Genomic DNA, 17,670 nt, shown 5'->3' on the forward strand with positions numbered 1-17,670 from the left:
ACCGACCCACGACGCGAGGAGGGAGCATGCTGGGGCTTCCGGATCACGTCCGCACGTGCCTGTTCGACCTCGACGGCGTTCTCACGCGTACCGCCAAGGTCCACGCGGCCGCGTGGAAGCAGATGTTCGACGGCTGTCTGCGGCAGTGGGCCGATCGCGAGGGCACGCTCTTCGTGCCCTTCGACGCCGTGCACGACTACGACGAGTACGTGGACGGCCGCCCGCGCGAGGACGGGGTCCGCACCTTCCTCGCCTCCCGCGGCATCGAACTGCCCGAAGGCACGCCCGACGACCCGCCGGACGCGGAGACCGTCAACGGCCTCGGCACCCGCAAGAACGAGCTCGTCCTGCGCAAGATCCGCGACGAGGGCGTGGAGGCGTACGAGGGCTCGGTGGCCTTTGTGCGAGCGGCCAGGGACGCCGGTCTGCGCCGCGCCGTCGTCTCGTCCAGCGCCAACTGCCGCGATGTGCTGATCGCCGCCGGGATCGAGGACCTGTTCGAGGAGCGCATCGACGGCATCGTCGCCCGCGAACAGCGGCTGCGGGGCAAACCCGAGCCCGACACCTACCTCGCCGCCGCCCGCGCCCTGGACACCGACCCCGGTCACGCCGCCGTGTTCGAGGACGCCCTGGCCGGAGTCGCGGCGGGCCGGGCGGGCCGCTTCGGCATCGTGGTCGGCGTCGACCGGACCGGGCAGGCCGACGAGCTGCGCCGGCACGGCGCGGACGTCGTCGTGAGCGACCTCGCCGAACTCCTGGAGCCCCGATGATCACCCACTCCAGCTATGTGGTCGAACCGTGGTGCCTGCGCGAGACCGAGCTCAGCCTCGACCTCCTCTCCCAGAGCGAGTCCGTCTTCGCCCTCTCCAACGGCCACATCGGCTGGCGCGGCAACCTCGACGAGGGTGAGCCGCACGGACTGCCCGGCGCCTACCTCAACGGCGTCCACGAGCTCCACCCACTGCCGTACGCAGAGGCCGGCTACGGCTATCCCGAGTCCGGCCAGACGCTGATCAACGTCACCGACGGCAAGATCATCCGACTGCTCGTCGACGACCACCCCTACGACCTGCGCTACGGCGAACTGACGGCCCACGAGCGCGTACTCGACTTCCGCACCGGCGTGCTGCGCCGCACCGCCGAGTGGACCTCCCCGGCGGGCCTCGCCGTGCGCATCACCTCCGAGCGGCTGGTGTCGTTCACCCAGCGGGCCATCGCCGCGATCGCGTACGAGGTGGAGCCGCTGAGCGGCGGCGCCACCGTGGCCGTCCAGTCCGAGCTCGTCGCCAACGAGCAGATGCCGCACGACATCGGCGACCCGCGGGTGGCGGCGGCGATCGACTGCCCGCTGCTGCCGGAGGAGGACTTCGCCCGGGACACCCGGCTGCGGCTCGTGCACTGCACCAGACAGAGCGCCCAGCGGGTGGGGGCCGCGGCCGACCACCTCGTCGAGGGCCCCGAGGGCACGACCTGGTCGGCCGAGAGCGAGCCGGACGTCAGCAGGCTCACGATCACCTCCACCCTCAGGCCCGGCCAGAAGCTGCGGCTGGTGAAGTTCGTCGGGTACGGGTGGTCCGCCGAGAGGTCGATGTCCGCCCTGCGCGACCAGGTCGAGGGCGCGGTCGCCGCCGCCCGGAGCACCGGCTGGGACGGACTGCTCGCCGAACAGCGGGAGTTCCTCGACACCTTCTGGGACGGCGCGGACGTCGAGGTCGAGGGCGACGCGCAGATCCAGCAGGCCGTGCGCTTCTCCCTCTTCCACGTGCTCCAGGCGGCGGCCCGCGGCGAGGAGCGGGCGATCCCCGCCAAGGGCCTGACCGGGACGGGCTACGACGGCCACTCGTTCTGGGACGTCGAGTCCTATGTGCTGCCCATGCTCACCTTCACCGCGCCGCAGGCCGTCGGCCCGGTGCTGCGCTGGCGCCACGCGACCCTGCCCGCCGCGCGCGACCGCGCGCACCAGCTCGGCCTCGCCGGGGCCGCGTTCCCCTGGCGGACCATCACCGGCGCGGAGTGCTCGGCGTACTGGCCGGCGGGCACGGCCGCCTTCCACGTCAACGCCGACCTCGCGCACGCCGTGGTCCGGTACGTGGCGGCCACCGGGGACGAGACGTTCGAAAGGGGTCCCGGCCTGGAACTGCTGGTGCACACCGCCCGGCTGTGGCGCTCGCTCGGCCACCACGACGCGGAGGGCGTCTTCCACATCGACGGGGTCACCGGCCCCGACGAGTACAGCGCCATCGCCCGCGACAACCTCTACACGAACCTCATGGCGCGGCGGAATCTCGTGGCCGCAGCGGAGGTGGCGACCCGCTACGCCGACCGGGCGGAGGAGCTGGGGGTCGACGACGAGGAGACCGCGGCCTGGCGCGACGCCGCCGCCCGGATGGCCGTGCCGTACAACGAGGCGCTCGGTGTGCACGAGCAGTCGGCCGGGTTCACCCATTTCCAGCACTGGGACTTCGAGGGGACCTCGCCCGAGCAGTACCCGCTGCTGCTGCACTTCCCCTACTTCGACCTCTACCGCAAGCAGGTCGTCAAACAGGCGGATCTGGTCCTCGCGATGCTGACCTGCGGGGAGATGTTCACGGCCGAGGAGAAGGCGCGGAACTTCGCCTACTACGAGCCGCTGACCGTACGGGACTCCTCGCTCTCGGCGTGCGTCCAGGCCATCATGGCCGCCGAGACCGGGCACCTCCGGCTCGCCTACGCCTACCTCGGCGAGGCGGCGCTGATGGACCTGGAGAACCTGGAGCACAACACCCGCGACGGGCTGCACATCGCCTCCCTCGCGGGCACCTGGATGGCCCTCGTCGTCGGGCTCGGCGGGATGCGCCAACACCCCGGGGCGGACGGCGGGCCCGACCGCCTCGGCTTCGCGCCCCGGCTGCCCGAGCGGCTCTCCCGCCTCAAGTTCACCGTGCTGGTGCAGGGGCGCAGGCTGCGGGTGGACATCCGGGCGTCGGCCGCCCGTTACACCCTGGCGGAGGGCGACCCGATGCACCTGGTGCACCACGGCGAAGACGTGACCGTGGCGGCGGCCGAGCCCGTGCAGCGGCCCATCCCGCCACTGCCCGCACAGCCCGAACCCCAGCAGCCCAAGGGCCGCGACCCGGCCGACCGAGCGGTGTCCGGCCTGCCGGACACCGGAGACGGCACGGGGACGAGCTGACCGCCCTCCAACTGCGCCGCGGCCCCGCTGTCCGGGTGCCGACCGTGCTCCCGCGGTCCCCGTTGCCCGGGTGTCCCGGTGCCGGGGTGCTGGGGCGGCGGGTCCCGCCGTCCCTTCCTGCTGTCCCCTCCCGTGGCCCCGCGTGCCCGGGGGTGCCCCGCGTGTCCGGGTGCCGGGGTGTCGGCGTCCCGCTGTCCGGGTGCCGGCCGCGGTCCCGCGCTCCCGCGCTCCGGGTGCCGGCCGTGCTCCCGCGGTCCCCGTTGCCCGGGTGCCCCGGTGCCCGGGGGGTACCGGGGTGCTGGGGCGGAGGGTCCCGCCGTCCCCTCCTGCTGTCCCCTTCCGTGGTCCCGTGGTCCGGCGTGCCGGGGTTGCCGTGCTCCCGCGCTCCCCGTTGCCCGGGTGTCCCGGTGCCGGGGGTGCCGGGGCGGCGGGTCCCGCCGTCCCTTCCTGCTGTCCCTCCCGCGGTCCCGTGGTCCAGCGTGCCGGGGGTGTGTGTCCGGGTGCCCGTTCCGGGTCCCGGGGCTCCGCTGTCCGGGTGCCGGCCGTGCTGCCGCGGTCCCCGTTGTCCGGGTGTCCCGATGCCGGGGTTACCGGAGTACGGGGGTGGCGGGGTCCCGTCCGCCGGGGGGTGCCCGCGTGTCCGAATGCCGAAGTCCGGCTGTCCGGGTGCCGGGGTTGCAGGGTCCCGCTGTCCCCTCCTGCTGTCCTTCCCGTGGTCCCGTGGTCCCGTGGTCCCGTGGTCCCGTGGTCCCGTGGTCCCGTGGTCCCGTGGTCCCGTGGTCCCGTGGTCCGGCGTGCCGGGGGTGCCGCGTGTCCGGGTGCCGCGGTCCCGCTGTCCGGGTGCCGGGGTGCCGGGGTGCCGGGGTGCCGCCGTCCCCTCCTGCTGTCCCTCCCGTGGTCCGGCGTGCCGGGGTTACCGGGGTGCCCGGGCCACGCCGGGGTGCCCGGGTGCCCCGGCGTGGCTCGCACCGGCTTACCTCCCCGCGTTTGCCGCCCGGCCTTCAGGTCCGTCCTCCGGCTTTCGCTCCAGCAGCGCCACCGGCCGGTCGGCGAACAGCGCCGTGAGCGGCACCGGCACCGGGCCCCCGCCCTCGAACTCCCGGGTGGGGTCGAGCAGATCGGTCCACCAGCCCTCCGGCAGCGCCAGCGACGTGTCCGCCCAGCCGCCCGCCTCCTCCAGCCGCAGCGACAGCCGGGTCACCGCCGTCACCACCTCACCGGAGCGGCGGAACGCCAGACAGTGCTCAGCCGCCGGCCCCGACGCCTCCAGCGGCGCATACGTCCCCGGTTCGCCGAACACCTCGGGCCGCCGCCTGCGCAGCAGCAGCGCCGCCCGCGTCAGGGCCGTCTTCTCGTCCGGCGGCCCCTGCCGGAACGGCTGCCGGTTGTCCGGGTCGACGAGCGCCAGATACTCGCGCTCCGTGCCCTGGTACAGCTCCGGCACCCCCGGCATCGTCAGCTGCACCAGCGCCGCGCCGAGCGCGTTGGCCCGTACGTGCTCGTCGAGTTCGCCGACGAACAGCGCCAGCGTGTGCATCGGCGGCCCGGCAGGACCGGCGTCCACGAAGTCGCACACCGCCCGCTCGTAGTCCGGGTCCGGCTCGGTCCAGCTCGTGTGCAGGCCCGCCTCGCGCACGGACTTGAGCAGCGCGGGCCCGAGCCGGTCGGGGCGCGGGCTGCCGAGGCCGAAGGCCGCCTGCCACGCCACCCAGGCCAGATGGTGATCCGGCGCGGGCACCCAGGCGAGCCCGGTCAGCACCCGCTCCCAGCGCTCCGGGCACTGCGACAGGACCGAGATCCGGGCCCGGACGTCGGCGCTGCGCTTCGTGTCGTGCGTGGACAGCACCGTGCCCGAGGCCGGCCAGTCCCGGGAGACACGGGCGCAGTACGCGTGGAACTCCGCCGGGCTCACCGCCGGGAAGCCGGGGTCGCCGCCCACCTCGTTCGCCGACAGCAGCGGCGCGTAGCGGTAGAAGGCCGTGTCCTCGACGGACTTGGCGCGCAGCGCCGATGACGTCTGGGCGAAGCGGGCCCGGAACGCCGTCCGGTCCGGTCCCTCGCCGCTCCGGCCGAGCCCGAGCGCCAGATCGCGGATCACGTCGACGGCCGCCGCCTCCTCCGGGACGGCGAAGGCCGCCTTCGCCCGCAGCGCCGCGTCCGCCGTGAGGACCGCCTCGCCGCCGGTGCGGTACGGCCGGTAGACGGGGACCCGCACCAGCAGCTCCCGGATCGCGGTGCGCAGCGCCCACGGCGCGTGGTCGTGCAGCATGGGGTCGGCCGCGCAGACCCGTTCGGCGATCCGGGCGAGCGCCTCGGTCTCCGCGACCAGCTCGTGCGTCACCACCTTGTACGCGGCGCGCCGCACGGTCGCCCCCCACCAGCCGCCGCGGTCCCCGCCGGGCGAGGCGAAGTCCTGGTAGGAGCGGAGCAGTTCCTCGGCGCCCACCGGGTCGGTGAAGAGCCCGTCGATCCGGTGGAGCGCGTCGTAACCGGTCGTTCCGGCCACGGGCCATTCCCGGGGCAGGTGCTCGTCCCGGGTGAGGATCTTCTCCACCACCGTCCAGCAGCCGCCCGTGGCCTCGTGCAGCCGGCGCAGATACCCCTCCGGGTCGGCCAGCCCGTCCGGATGGTCGATCCGCAGCCCGTCGACGACGCCGTCCCGCACCAGCTCCAGGATCTTGGTGTGGGTGGCGTCGAAGACCTCCGGGTCCTCCACGCGCACCCCGATCAGCTCCGAAATGGTGAAGAAGCGACGGTAGTTGAGCTCGGTGCGGGCCAGCCGCCACCAGGCGAGGCGGTACCACTGCGCCTCCAGCAGCTCCGGCAGGGGCAGGCCCTCGGTGCCCTCGCGCAGCGGGAACGTGTGTTCCCCGTAGTGCAGGAGCCGCCCCTGCACGGACAGCTCGTCCAGCTCCTCCCCGAGCCGCCCGCCCAGCACCGGCATCAGCACCCGCCCGCCGCCCGCGTCCCAGTCGATGTCGAACCAGTGTGCGTACGGCGACTGCGGGCCCTCGCGCAGCACCTCCCACAGCGCATGGTTGCAGCGGGGCACCGCGGCCATGTGGTTGGGGACGATGTCGAGCACCAGTCCGAGGCCGTGCTCCCGCGCCGTGCGGGCGAGCGCGCGCAGCCCTTCCTCGCCGCCGAGCTCCTCCCGTACGCGGGCGTGCTCGGTGACGTCGTACCCGTGTCCCGAACCGGGCACGGCCTCCAGCACGGGGGACAGGTGCAGATGGGAGATCCCGAGGCCGGCGAGGTACGGCACCGCCTCCTCGGCGGCCGCGAAGGGGAACGCCGGCTGGAGCTGGAGCCGGTACGTGGCGGTGGGCGTCATGCGAACGTACGTACCCGCATCGCGGGCATCTGTGTCATCGGCTGCTGCACCGGTACGGACGGAGTGCTCCACGTTCACCTGAACTGGCGAACCGATCCGCGACGCAGCGAGCGGTCGGACCTACGCCGGCCTGCGCAGCACGACCAGACTCCGCCCGACCATCCGCACCCGCTCACCCGCCGCCACCTTCGGCCCCTGCCCCGGAGGCACGCCCTCGGGCCGTGCGGTGTCCACCACCACCTCCCACTGCCGGCCGTGGTTGACCGGCACCGCGAAGTCGAGCTCCTCCGCGCTCGCGTTGAACATCATCAGGAACGAGTCGTCCGAGATCCGCTCGCCGCGCGGCCCCGGCTCCGAGATGGCGTGCCCGTTCAGGAACACCGTCAGAGCCCTGGCATGGGCCGCCTGCCAGTCCCGCTGGGTCATCTCGACCCCTTCCGGGGTGAACCACGCGATGTCCGACAGCTCGTCGTGGGTGCCCTCCACCGGTCTGCCGTGGAAGAAGCGCCTGCGCCGGAAGACCTGGTGGTCGCGGCGCAGCCACACCATCGCCCGGGTGAACGCCAGCAGCGAACCCGGCTCCTCCTCGGTCGACGCCGGCCACTGCACCCAGGACAGCTCGCTGTCCTGGCAGTAGGCGTTGTTGTTGCCCCCCTGGGTGCGCCCGAACTCGTCGCCGTGGCTCAGCATCGGCACACCCTGGGACAGCATCAGCGTCGCGATGAAGTTGCGCATCTGGCGGCCCCGCAGCTCCAGCACCTCCCCGTCGTCGGAGTCGCCCTCGGCGCCGCAGTTCCACGACCGGTTGTGGCTCTCGCCGTCCCGGTTGCCCTCGCCGTTCGCGTCGTTGTGCTTCTCGTTGTACGAGACGAGGTCGCGCAGCGTGAAGCCGTCGTGGCAGGTCACGAAGTTGACCGAGGCGAGCGGACGGCGCCCGTCGTCCTGGTAGAGGTCCGAGGAGCCGGTCAGCCGCGAGGCGAACTCGGCGAGCGTGCGCGGCTCGCCGCGCCACAAGTCCCGTACGGTGTCGCGGTACTTGCCGTTCCACTCGGTCCACAGCGGGGGGAAGTTCCCCACCTGGTAGCCGCCCTCGCCGACGTCCCACGGCTCGGCGATCAGCTTCACCTGGCTGACCACCGGATCCTGCTGCACCAGGTCGAAGAACGACGACAGCCGGTCGACCTCGTGGAACTGCCGGGCCAGCGTCGCCGCCAGGTCGAAGCGGAAGCCGTCGACATGCATCTCCGTCACCCAGTACCGCAGCGAGTCCATGATCAGCTGGAGCACGTGCGGGGAGCGCATCAGGAGCGAGTTGCCGGTGCCCGTGGTGTCCGTGTGGTAGCGGCGGTCCTCGGAGAGCCGGTAGTACGAACGGTTGTCCAGGCCCCGGAAGGAGAGGGTCGGGCCGAGGTGGTTGCCCTCGGCCGTGTGGTTGTAGACGACGTCGAGGATGACCTCGATGCCCGCCTGGTGCAGCGCGCGCACGGCCGACTTGAACTCCAGCACCTGCTGGCCGCGGTCGCCCCAGGAGGCGTAGCGGTTGTGCGGGGCGAAGAATCCGATGGTGTTGTAACCCCAGTAGTTGTTGAGGCCCGCGTCGACCAGCCGGTGGTCGTTGACGAACTGGTGCACCGGCATCAACTCCAGCGCGGTGACGCCCAGTTCCGTGAGGTGGGAGATGACGGCCGGATGCGCGAGCCCCGCGTACGTCCCGCGCAGCTCCGGCGGCAGCGCCGGATGCAGCATCGTCAGGCCCTTCACATGGGCCTCGTAGATCACCGTGCGGTGGTAGTCGGTCCGGGGCGGACGGTCGTCGCCCCAGTCGAAGTACGGATTGACGACCACGGACGCCATCGTGTGCGGCGCCGAGTCCAGGTCGTTGCGCGAGTCCGGCCGGCCGAAGTGATAGCCGTACACCGCCTCGCCCCAGTCGATACGGCCGCTCATCGCCCGGGCGTACGGATCGAGGAGCAGCTTCGCCGAGTTGCACCGCTGCCCGCGCTCCGGCGCGTACGGGCCGTGCACCCGGAATCCGTACCGCTGACCGGGCATCACCCCCGGCAGATAGGCATGGCGGACGAACGCGTCGGTCTCGCGGAGCTCCACCGCCGTTTCCGAGCCGTCGTCGTGCAGCAGACACAGCTCGATCCTGTGTGCGGCCTCCGAAAAGACCGCGAAGTTGGTGCCGGCGCCGTCGTACGTGGCGCCGAGGGGATACGCGTGTCCCGGCCAGACCTGCATAGATAAGACTCTTCCACTTCTGATCCGGGTACTGGGGACTTCTTCGGCCAGATCCTCCCCGAAAGATGGGCAACCTCCTAGGACTTACCACCGTCCTACCGGGTGACCGCAGGGCAAGAGGGGGAAAAGAGGGCGAAAAGGGCCCAAATTGATACACCGCCACCTCGGCAAGGTGGCGGCGGGCACGGCCATTGCGGTGACGGGGACCGCCGCGACGATCGGGGTCACGCTGCCCGGCACGGCGGAGGCGGAGGGTGAACCGGGGGACCGCTCCGCGTCCGCGCGGACCCAGGCGCAGCCGCTGGGCGCGTCCGCCCCGGAGCCCGGCGTCGTCGTCCGGGCCGCCGACGAGGGCGAGAAGCTTCGACCGCGGACCGCAGCGGCTCAGCTCACCATCGATCTGGCCGAATCCGAACCATCCGAGGCCGGATCGTCATCCCGACGGACAACCTCACCACCGGAACGGTGGAACGGGCCGGCGCCCAGCAGGGCGTACAGCCGTCGCTGCACCGCGAGGGGCTGCGGGAGGCGGTCGAGCCGATCCCGGCGAGCCCGCTCGGCGCCGGGCTGAAGGCGGACTTCAAGGGCGCCACCCGCAGCGTGCTGAGCTCTGCCGAACCGCTCACGCCGAGCGGTCACGTCCACCGCGAGGACCGGGAAGCGCGGATAGCGCAGCAGCTCGCCGACTGCGGGGTGCCCCGCTGCGTACGCGTCATCATCAAGATCACGAACGGGCCGTGGATCGACACGCGGGACCTGGCCCTCGATCTGAGCGCTCGCACGGTCGTCCGTGCGCACGCACGAGGGAGTGCCCGCCTCGCCGCGATGCACGCCCGGGTGCGCCACCTCGACTGCGGGCGCGGTGCCCCGGACAGGTCGATCCCGTGGTGTGGGTCAACATCGGGTTCCACCACGTCGCCCGTGACGAGGACCAGCAGCCGATGCCGGTCCACCGGCAGGGTTTCCGGCTCGCCCCAGGGACGCAACCGCTATGAATCCGCTCACTCCGGCAGATCTCGCCAACCAGAACGGCGCTTCCCCGTCCGGGAGTTGAGCGAGGAGCCTGTCGATCCGGCTGCACCGGCTCCCGCTCGCGGAGTACCCTTCCTTGATCGTCGGAGACGGGTGTCCGGAAGCTGGAGGCGGTGCGCGGGTGAGCTCGGGAGGGCTGGAGCTACCCCCCGGTGACGCGAGTCACGAGGGGGACTCCGGCGACGTCCCGCCCGGGGCGGTGTCGCTCGCCCGGCCGGTCGAGATCGGGGCGGAACTGGACTGGAGCGCGGACGCCTGGAGCGAGGTGCGTACGCGCGCGCAGCGGGCCGGACGGGCCTACATCTGGCTCAACCTCGTCGAGCAGCGCCTGCGCGCCGTCGTGGCCGCCGTGCTCAGGCCCATCTACGAACCGGTCCACGGCGAGGACTGGGTGGTCGCGGCGGCCGGACCCGCGGGCCACGAGTGGGTGCAGCGGGCCGTCGCCGTACGGGAGGTCTCGCGCCGCAAGGGCTATCTGCTGGACCCCGCCGACGACAACGTCCTCAGCTTCCTCACCCTCCCGCAGCTGCGGGAGCTGTTGGTCCAGCACTGGCCCTGCTTCGAGCCGTACTTCGACGACCGCCGCGATGTCGAACTGGCACTGGACGAGCTGGAGGTCGCGCGCAACGTGGTCTCCCGCAACCGTGCGCTGAACGAGGCCGTCCTCGCCCAGGCCGAACGGGCGTCGTCGCGGCTGCTGGAGATCCTCGGCAGCGGGACGTCGGTCCCGTCGGCGGACCGGCTGCCGGTCGACGCGGTCGAGGACCTGGTGGGGGACCGGTACGCGGACGTGGTCTCCGTGCACCCGGACCGCGTCCGGCTCCAGCGGCAGCTGCCGGCCGAGGACCTCTTCGGCGGCGCGCGGCGGCTCGACGCGATCGGCATAGGACTGAACCTGCTCGTGCAGAATTTCTCGGGCCGGCGCCTCATCCGGCTCGCCGAGAGCGGCTGCCGCGTACGGCTGCTCTTCCTCAACCCGGCGAGCAGCGCGGTCAAGCGACGCGAGCGCGAACTGGGCCTCAGGAAGGGTGAACTGAGCCGCTCGGTGGAGATGAACATCCTTCACATGCGCCGCGTCCGGTCGAAGCTGCGCGACCCCGGCGCGTTCGAGATCCACGTCTTCGACGAGACCCCGCGCTTCACGGCCTATCTGGTGGACGGCGACGGGCCCGACGGACTGGCGGTCGTGCAGTCGTACCTGCGGCGGGCGCGGGGCATGGAGGCGCCGGTGCTGGTGCTGCGCGGCGCGGGCCGTTCGGTGGTGCGATCGGGCCTGGGGACGGGCCAGGACGTGGAGCACGGGCTGTTCCAGACGTACCGGGAGGAGTTCGAGTCGGTGTGGACCGACTCGCGCCCGGTGTCCTGACTGTCAGTGGTACGTGCGAGAGTTTCGTCGAGTACCACTGACACAGGGGGAGCACCGCCTATGACCTGGCATCACGAACCGCTGGCCGGCTTCGATCTGGAGACGACGGGGACGGACCCGCTGGACGCCCGCATCGTGACGGCGGCGGTCGTCGTCGTGCGGGCCGGCGAGCCGGCCGAGCGGCGGACCTGGCTCGCGGACCCGGGGATCCGCATCCCCGCGCAGGCGTCCGCGATCCACGGCATCAGCACCGAACGGGCGGCGGCGGAGGGCCGCCCGGCGCGCGAGGTGGTCGCGGAGGTCGCCGAGACCCTGGCGGACCACTGGGCCCGGGGAATCCCCGTCGTCGCCTACAACGCCGCCTTCGACCTCACCCTCCTCACGGCCGAACTGCACCGCCACGGGCTGCCGCCGCTCGCCCAAGCGGGCCCCGTCATCGACCCGTACACCATCGACCGCGCCGTCGACCGCTACCGGCGCGGCAAGCGCACCCTCGAAGCGGTCTGCACCGAATACGGCGTCGCCCTCGACACCGCCCACGACGCCGCGTCCGACGCCCTCGCCGCAGCCCGCGTCGCCATCGCCATAGCCGACCGCCACGCCCAGGTGGCCTCACTCGCCCCCGCGGAGCTGCACGACCGTCAGATCCACTGGTACGCGGAGTGGGCGGCCGACTTCCAGTCCTTCCTCCGGCGCAAGGGCGACCCGTCCGCGACGGTCGACGGCACCTGGCCCTTCCGCCGTCCCGCGACGGTCTCGGGCTGACCGCCAAGGGCGCACAGCGGGCGCCGGAAGGGAAAGGCAGGGACTCCACCCACTCCTGCCACTCTCAACGCGGGGCACCGGAGGCTTGTGCCACGACCCGGCTCATGCACCGCCCCGATGCGGTGACGCCACCCCGGCAGGCCGAGGCGCCGCGGCCGTCGGCCGGGCGGCCACCCGACGGCGGTGGGGAGAAAGCCCCGCCGCAGCGGACCTGCCCCTTGGGACGACACCCCCTAGAACGGGTACCAGCGCACTGCCGCGTCGCCCTCGCGCAGCGAGGCCACGCGGCGGCGGAACTCCGTCAGCGCGACCGGGTTGGACGGTGCATGCTGCGCCACCCACGCGCAGCTCGCCGTCTCCCGCGCGCCCCGCAGCACCCCGCAGCCCTCCCAGTCCCGTACATCCCACCCGTAGGCCGCGGTGAACGCGTCGTACGCCGCCCCGCCCACCCCGTACCGGTCCCGCGCCAGCGCCAGCACCACCAGGTCGTGTTCGCGCAGGTCCGCGGAGAACGTCTCCAGGTCGACCAGGACCGGCCCGTCCATACCCACGTGGACATTCCGCGGAAGCGCGTCCCCGTGGATCGGCCCCGGCGGCAGATGCGGACTCAGCGCGGCCGCCGCCGCGGCGAACCCGTCCCGCCGCGACCGCAGATACGCCGCGTCCGCCGGATCGATCGCGTCGCCCGCCAGCCGCAGCCAGCGCTCGACACCCCCGAGCAGCTCCCGCCGCGGCAGCGCGAACGGCGCCGCCGGCAGCGCGTGCACCTGCCGCAGCAGCGGTGCCAGATCCCGGGGCTCCGCGGGCCGGACCGGCTCCGGCAGCCGGTGCCACACGGTCACCGGATGTCCCTCGACCAGCCGCGCCGTGGGCGCCGCGGCCCGCACCGCCGGTACGCCCGCCGCCTCCAGCCAGCCGGCCACCGCCAGTTCGCGCTCGGCCCGCTCCAGCAGCTCCGCGCTGCGGCCGACCTTGACGACGAGCTCGCCGGCGCCGAAGACCGCGTTCTCCCCGAGGGCGAGCAGCTGAGCGTCCCGCACCGCGCCCGGCACCGGCAGTCCCGCAGCGTCCAGTACCGACCGCGCCCGTGTCTCGTCCATGGCCCGGATTCTCGCATCCTCGCAGGTGGGGTTGACGAACCGACGGACCGTCAGCACGATGACGGGGGCCGGTCCGACGTCGCAAAGGGGTCGAATCCGTGGCATTGGCGGCGACCGCGACGGCGCGGTCAGGCAGAGCGGTGCGGCACCGGGACCACGGAGCCCACGGCGCCTGGTTCCTCGTGCTCCCCGCCCTCATCCCGATCCTCGTGCTGAGCGTCGGCCCGCTCCTCTACGGCATCGCGCTCTCGTTCACCGACGCCCAGTCCGGCAGGACCCAGGCCACCCAGTGGACGGGCACGCTCAACTTCCAGGACCTGCTTCACGACACGTTGTTCTGGGACTCGTTCCGGATCGGGCTGCTGTGGGCGGTCGGGGTCACCGTCCCGCAGTTCGTCCTCGCCCTCGGCCTGGCCCTCCTGCTCAACCAGAACCTCCGCTTCCGATGGCTGGCGCGGGCTCTCGCGATCATCCCCTGGGCGATGCCCGAGGTCGTCGTCGGCATCATGTGGCGCCTCGTCTACCACCCCGACGCGGGCGTCCTCAACGAGACCATCCGCGACCTCGGCCTCGGCGACGGGCGCGACTGGCTGACCGGACTCGCCACCGCCCTGCCCGCCGTGATCGTCGTCGGCATCTGGTCCGGAATGCCCCAGACCACGGTCGCCCTCCTCGCGGGCCTCCAGAACACCCCGCAGGAGCTGCACGAGGCCGCCGCCCTCGACGGCGCGGGCGCCTGGCGCCGGTTCCGCACCGTCACCTGGCCCGCTCTGCGGCCCGTGGCCCTCGCCATCACGGCGCTCAACTTGATCTGGAACTTCAATTCCTTCGCCCTGATCTACGTCCTGACCAGCGGCGGCCCCGGCGGGCGCACCCGGCTGCCGATGCTGTTCGCCTACGAAGAGGCGTTCCGCTACGGCCAGTTCGGCTATGCGGCGGCGATGGGCTGCGTCATGGTGGCGGTGGTCTCGGTGATGCTCGCGCTCTATCTGGTGAGCCGGCTGAGGGGCGGTGAACCGACATGACCACGCGCACCGGCAGTACCGGCAGTACCGGCAGTACCGGCAGCACCGGCAGCACCGGCAGCACCGGCAGTACCGGCAGTACCGGCAGCACCGGCAGTACCGGCAGCACCAGCGGCACCGGTGTCAGCAGTGGGACCGGCGGCAGCGGCGGCACCCCAGGGGTCGACCGGGTCCGCCAGGTTCGCCAGGTCCGCCAGGTCCGCCAGGTCCGCCGGGTCCGCAGGGCCCGCCGGGCCGCACGCGCCGGCCAGTACGCGGCGCTCCTCGCCTATCTCGCCTTCCTCTGCTTCCCCTTCCTCTGGCTGGTCTCCACCGCCTTCAAGCCGCCCCGAGAGCTCGGCTCCCTCCATCCGACCTGGATACCCGAGGACCCGACCCTCGCCAACTTCCGCCAGGCGTTCGACGAACAGCCCTTGCTCCAGGCCGCCGCCAACAGCCTGCTCATCGCCGTGAGCGCGGCGGTCGTCGCGGTGGTCATCGCGACCCCGATGGCGTACGTCATGGCCCGCCACCGCACCCGGCTCGCGAAGGCCGCCACCGGCTGGGTCGTGGTCAGCCAGGCGTTCCCGTTCGTCCTGCTGATCATTCCGCTGTTCCTGATCCTGAAGAACCTCCATCTGATCAACACCCTCACCGGACTGGTCATGGTGTACGTCGTGTGGTCGCTGCCGTTCGCGCTCTGGATGTTGACCGGATACGTGAGGGCCGTGCCGGCCGAGCTGGAGGAGGCCGCCGCGGTCGACGGCGCGGGAAAGGCCCGTACGCTCGTCTCGGTCACCGCCCCGCTGCTCGCGCCCGGGATCGTCGCCACGGCGATGTTCGCGTTCATCACCGCGTGGAACGAGTTCTTCTTCGCGCTCGTGCTCCTCAAGACACCCGAGAAACAGACCCTTCCGGTCGTTCTCACCCACTTCATCGGTGCGGAGGGCGTCGCCGACCTCGGGCCGCTCGCCGCGGCGGCGTTCCTCGCGACGCTGCCCTCACTCGTGATCTTCGCGGTGATCCAGAAACGGATCACCGGCGGGATGCTGGCCGGGGCGGTGAAGCACTGATGAAACCACGCGCCTGGGCCGCGGCCGGCGTCGCACTCGCCCTCCTGCTGCCGACCGGCTGCTCCGGTGACCGCACCGACGGCCGTACCACCGGGCGGGTCACACTCCGCTTCCAGTCCCTCGCCTGGCAGGACGAATCCGTCGCCGCCAACAAGGAGCTGGTGAAGGAGTGGAACGCCGCCCACCCCGACATCCGCGTCGAATACGTCCAGGGCAGCTGGGACAGCGTCCACGACCAGCTGCTCACCTCCTTCGAGGGCGGCGAGGCGCCCGACATCATCCATGACGCCTCCGACGACCTCGCCGACTTCGCCTACGGCGGCTATCTCGCCGATCTGCGCGAGCTGCTGCCGGAGCGGCTCGCCGCGGACATCCCCGCGCGGAGCTGGGAGACGACGACCTTCGGCGAGGGCGTCTACGGCGTCCCGTTCCTCCAGGAGCCGCGGGTACTCATCGCCGACAAGAAGCTCCTCGACGCCTCCGGGGTCCGCATCCCGACGCCCGGGGAGCCTTGGAGCTGGGAGGAGTTCCGCGGCATCGCCAAGGAGCTGACGGCGCGGCTCGGCGAGGGGAAGTACGCCGTCGCCTGGCCCTTCAAGGATCCGGTGTCGGCCACGCTCAACCTCGGGCTCTCGACGGGCGGGCAGTTGTTCCGGCGCGGTGCGGACGGGCGGGTGCGCATCGAGTTCACGGACGCCGACGCGATCGTCCCGGACACCGTCCACGACCAGGTCAACGTGGACCGGAGCGCGTCACGGACCGCGCTCGGCGGAGGCGGTTCCGACGCGCTGCCCGGCTTCTTCGGCGGAAAGTACGCGATGGTCCCGCTCGGCTTCTCGTACCGGCAGCAGATCGTGCAGCAGGCGCCCGAGGATTTCGAGTGGACGGTACTGCCCGCACCGGCCGGTGGCGAAGGGCTCGCGCAGGGCGTCAGCCCCCAGACCCTGTCGGTCGCCGAGGACAGCCCGTACAAGAAGGAGGCGGTCGCCTTCATCGACTTCCTCCTCCAGCCGCGGAACATGGTGCGGCTCGCCAAGGGCGACTGGATGCTCCCGACCGGCACGCAGGCGCTCGCCGACCCCGTCCTGCACACGCCCGAGAACGGATGGGCGACGGGTGCGGCGCTGGCGGAGCATCTGCGCTCGGCGCCCGCGCAGTCGGTGCGGGGCTATCCGGAGTGGAAGGACAAGGTGGCGACGCCCGCGCTCCAGGAGTACTACTCCGGCGGCATCGACCGCGCCGAGCTGGAGCAACGCCTGGTCGACGACGGGAATCTGGTGCTTGCCCGCTACCAGAGGCAGTGACGCGCCGGGTCGCCCGACCCCTATGGTGTTGCACGAGACGTCTCGTCTCGTTTACGGTGAGCGCATGACCGAACCGAAGCGTGCCCACATCGCCATGTTCTCCATCGCCGCCCACGGGCACGTGAACCCGAGCCTGGAAGTCATCCGGGAGCTCGTCGCCCGTGGTCACCGTGTCAGCTACGCGATCCCGCCGGCCTTCGCCGGGAAGATCGCCGTCACCGGCGCCGAGCCGGTGCTCTACACCTCCACGCTCCCGACCGACGAGGACGACCCGGAAGCCTGGGGCACGGAGCTCATCGACAACATCGAGCCATTCCTGAACGATGCGATCCAGGCGCTGCCGCAGCTGGCCGAGGCGTTCGCCGGGGACGAGCCGGACCTCGTCCTGCACGACATCACGTCGTACCCGGCTCCCGTGCTCGCCCACCGCTGGGGCGTGCCCGCCGTCTCGCTCTCACCCAACCTCGTCGCCTGGGAGGGCTACGAGGAGGAGGTCGCCGAGCCGATGACCGCCGAGCTCAAGGCGTCCGAGCGGGGCAGGGCCTACTACGCCCGCTTCACGGAATGGCTCACCGGGAACGGGATCGACACCCACCCCGACCGGTTCGCCGGCCGGCCGCGCCGGTCCATCGTGCTGATCCCCCGGGCCCTCCAGCCGAACGCCGACCGCGTCGACGAGTCGGTGTACTCCTTCGTCGGCGCCTGCCAGGGCGAGCGCGCGGACCAGGGGGAGTGGGTGCGCCCGGCGGGCGCCGAAAAGGTGCTGCTCGTATCGCTGGGATCGGCTTTCACCAAGCAGCCGGACTTCTACCGGGAATGCGTGAAGGCATTCGGTGATCTGCCCGGATGGCATGTGGTGCTGCAGATCGGCAAGTTCGTGGACGCGGCCGACATCGGTCCCGTTCCCGCGAACGTCGAAGTCCACAACTGGGTGCCGCAACTGGCGATCCTGAAGCAGGCGGACGCCTTCATCACCCATGCGGGTGCCGGCGGCAGCCAGGAGGGCCTCGCCACCGCCACGCCGATGGTCGCGGTCCCGCAGGCCGTCGACCAGTTCGGCAACGCCGACATGCTCGCGTCGCTCGGCGTGGCCCGGCACGTCCCGATGGAGGAGGCCACCGCGGAGACGCTGCGCGAGGCCGTGCTCGCCCTGGCCGGTGACCCCGAAGTGGCCCGCCGCCTGGACGCGATCAGGAGCTCCATGGCGGGCGAGGGCGGCACTCGGCGCGCGGCGGACCTGATCGAGGCCGAACTTCCCGCCGCGCGCCACTGATCCCGG

At 72.3% G+C, this 17,670-nt stretch carries 12 protein-coding genes and 1 pseudogene; 9 read left to right on the forward strand and 4 right to left on the reverse strand.

The window, feature by feature from the left end:
* Positions 1–26 precede the first annotated feature (26 nt).
* Together KK483_RS28810 and KK483_RS28815 are read left to right on the forward strand one after the other, a co-directional pair.
* Positions 27–770, forward strand: coding sequence for an HAD family phosphatase (locus KK483_RS28810; RefSeq protein WP_262008127.1), 744 nt, complete (start codon positions 27–29; stop codon positions 768–770).
* Entirely contained in the window at positions 767–3,172 is a 2,406-nt protein-coding gene (locus KK483_RS28815) for a glycoside hydrolase family 65 protein (RefSeq protein WP_262008128.1), read from the forward strand. The genes KK483_RS28810 and KK483_RS28815 overlap by 4 nt, the downstream gene beginning before the upstream one ends.
* A gap of 973 nt (positions 3,173–4,145) precedes the next feature.
* Here the strand turns inward: KK483_RS28815 and treY are convergent.
* From treY to KK483_RS28830, 3 genes are all read right to left on the reverse strand, one after another.
* Positions 4,146–6,506, reverse strand: coding sequence for a malto-oligosyltrehalose synthase (gene treY, locus KK483_RS28820; protein ID WP_262008130.1), 2,361 nt, complete (start codon positions 6,504–6,506; stop codon positions 4,146–4,148).
* A 120-nt stretch (positions 6,507–6,626) separates the two neighbouring features.
* Positions 6,627–8,747, reverse strand: coding sequence for a glycogen debranching protein GlgX (glgX, locus tag KK483_RS28825; RefSeq protein ID WP_262008131.1), 2,121 nt, complete (start codon positions 8,745–8,747; stop codon positions 6,627–6,629).
* 384 nt (positions 8,748–9,131) lie between these two features.
* On the reverse strand, positions 9,132–9,545 hold the full coding sequence (locus tag KK483_RS28830) for a hypothetical protein (RefSeq protein ID WP_262009827.1): 414 nt from the start codon (positions 9,543–9,545) through the stop codon (positions 9,132–9,134).
* An 83-nt stretch (positions 9,546–9,628) separates the two neighbouring features.
* Between KK483_RS28830 and KK483_RS28835 the strand changes: the two are divergent.
* The 3 genes and pseudogenes from KK483_RS28835 to KK483_RS28845 all read left to right on the forward strand — a co-directional run.
* A pseudogene (locus KK483_RS28835) lies at positions 9,629–9,801 on the forward strand (copper amine oxidase); the annotation flags it as partial.
* Between the two features lie 99 nt (positions 9,802–9,900).
* A complete protein-coding gene (locus tag KK483_RS28840; protein WP_262008132.1) occupies positions 9,901–11,145 on the forward strand; it encodes an SAV2148 family HEPN domain-containing protein in 1,245 nt (414 codons plus the stop codon).
* Between the two features lie 60 nt (positions 11,146–11,205).
* Complete coding sequence (locus tag KK483_RS28845) at positions 11,206–11,910, forward strand: exonuclease domain-containing protein (protein WP_262008133.1); 705 nt, start codon at positions 11,206–11,208, stop codon at positions 11,908–11,910.
* Positions 11,911–12,143: 233 nt separating this feature from the next.
* On the opposite strand, the gene KK483_RS28850 is transcribed toward KK483_RS28845, so the two are convergent.
* The gene (locus KK483_RS28850; protein ID WP_262008134.1) at positions 12,144–13,010 is read right to left on the reverse strand and encodes a phosphotransferase enzyme family protein; all 867 of its coding nucleotides are present in this window, start codon (positions 13,008–13,010) and stop codon (positions 12,144–12,146) included.
* Positions 13,011–13,114: 104 nt separating this feature from the next.
* Here KK483_RS28850 and KK483_RS28855 point away from each other — a divergent pair, with 104 nt between their 5' ends.
* The 4 genes from KK483_RS28855 to mgt all read left to right on the forward strand — a co-directional run bounded on the left by KK483_RS28855 (position 13,115) and on the right by mgt (position 17,664).
* Positions 13,115–14,035 (forward strand): carbohydrate ABC transporter permease, encoded by a 921-nt coding sequence (locus KK483_RS28855; RefSeq protein WP_399016199.1) that lies wholly within the window; start codon positions 13,115–13,117, stop codon positions 14,033–14,035.
* Positions 14,032–15,087, forward strand: coding sequence for a carbohydrate ABC transporter permease (locus tag KK483_RS28860; RefSeq protein WP_262008135.1), 1,056 nt, complete (start codon positions 14,032–14,034; stop codon positions 15,085–15,087). The genes KK483_RS28855 and KK483_RS28860 overlap by 4 nt, the downstream gene beginning before the upstream one ends.
* Positions 15,087–16,391 carry an ABC transporter substrate-binding protein gene (locus KK483_RS28865; protein WP_262008137.1) on the forward strand — a complete coding sequence of 435 codons (1,305 nt, stop codon included), beginning with the start codon at positions 15,087–15,089 and terminating at the stop codon, positions 16,389–16,391. The genes KK483_RS28860 and KK483_RS28865 overlap by 1 nt, the downstream gene beginning before the upstream one ends.
* Before the next feature lie 64 nt (positions 16,392–16,455).
* On the forward strand, positions 16,456–17,664 hold the full coding sequence (mgt, locus tag KK483_RS28870) for a macrolide-inactivating glycosyltransferase (RefSeq protein ID WP_262008138.1): 1,209 nt from the start codon (positions 16,456–16,458) through the stop codon (positions 17,662–17,664).
* Positions 17,665–17,670: the final 6 nt, after the last annotated feature.

The organism is Streptomyces sp. FIT100 (genome assembly GCF_024584805.1).
GTDB lineage: Bacteria > Actinomycetota > Actinomycetes > Streptomycetales > Streptomycetaceae > Streptomyces.

What these genes read in the sequence shown, in the direction of transcription:
- KK483_RS28810 (WP_262008127.1), top strand. Translation starts at nt 27, where the DNA reads ATGCTGGGGCTTCCGGATCACGTCCGCACGTGCCTGTTCGACCTCGAC.
- KK483_RS28815 (WP_262008128.1), top strand. Translation starts at nt 767, where the DNA reads ATGATCACCCACTCCAGCTATGTGGTCGAACCGTGGTGCCTGCGCGAG.
- treY (WP_262008130.1), bottom strand. Translation starts at nt 6,506, where the DNA reads ATGACGCCCACCGCCACGTACCGGCTCCAGCTCCAGCCGGCGTTCCCC.
- glgX (WP_262008131.1), bottom strand. Translation starts at nt 8,747, where the DNA reads ATGCAGGTCTGGCCGGGACACGCGTATCCCCTCGGCGCCACGTACGAC.
- KK483_RS28845 (WP_262008133.1), top strand. Translation starts at nt 11,206, where the DNA reads ATGACCTGGCATCACGAACCGCTGGCCGGCTTCGATCTGGAGACGACG.
- KK483_RS28850 (WP_262008134.1), bottom strand. Translation starts at nt 13,010, where the DNA reads ATGGACGAGACACGGGCGCGGTCGGTACTGGACGCTGCGGGACTGCCG.
- KK483_RS28860 (WP_262008135.1), top strand. Translation starts at nt 14,032, where the DNA reads ATGACCACGCGCACCGGCAGTACCGGCAGTACCGGCAGTACCGGCAGC.
- KK483_RS28865 (WP_262008137.1), top strand. Translation starts at nt 15,087, where the DNA reads ATGAAACCACGCGCCTGGGCCGCGGCCGGCGTCGCACTCGCCCTCCTG.
- mgt (WP_262008138.1), top strand. Translation starts at nt 16,456, where the DNA reads ATGACCGAACCGAAGCGTGCCCACATCGCCATGTTCTCCATCGCCGCC.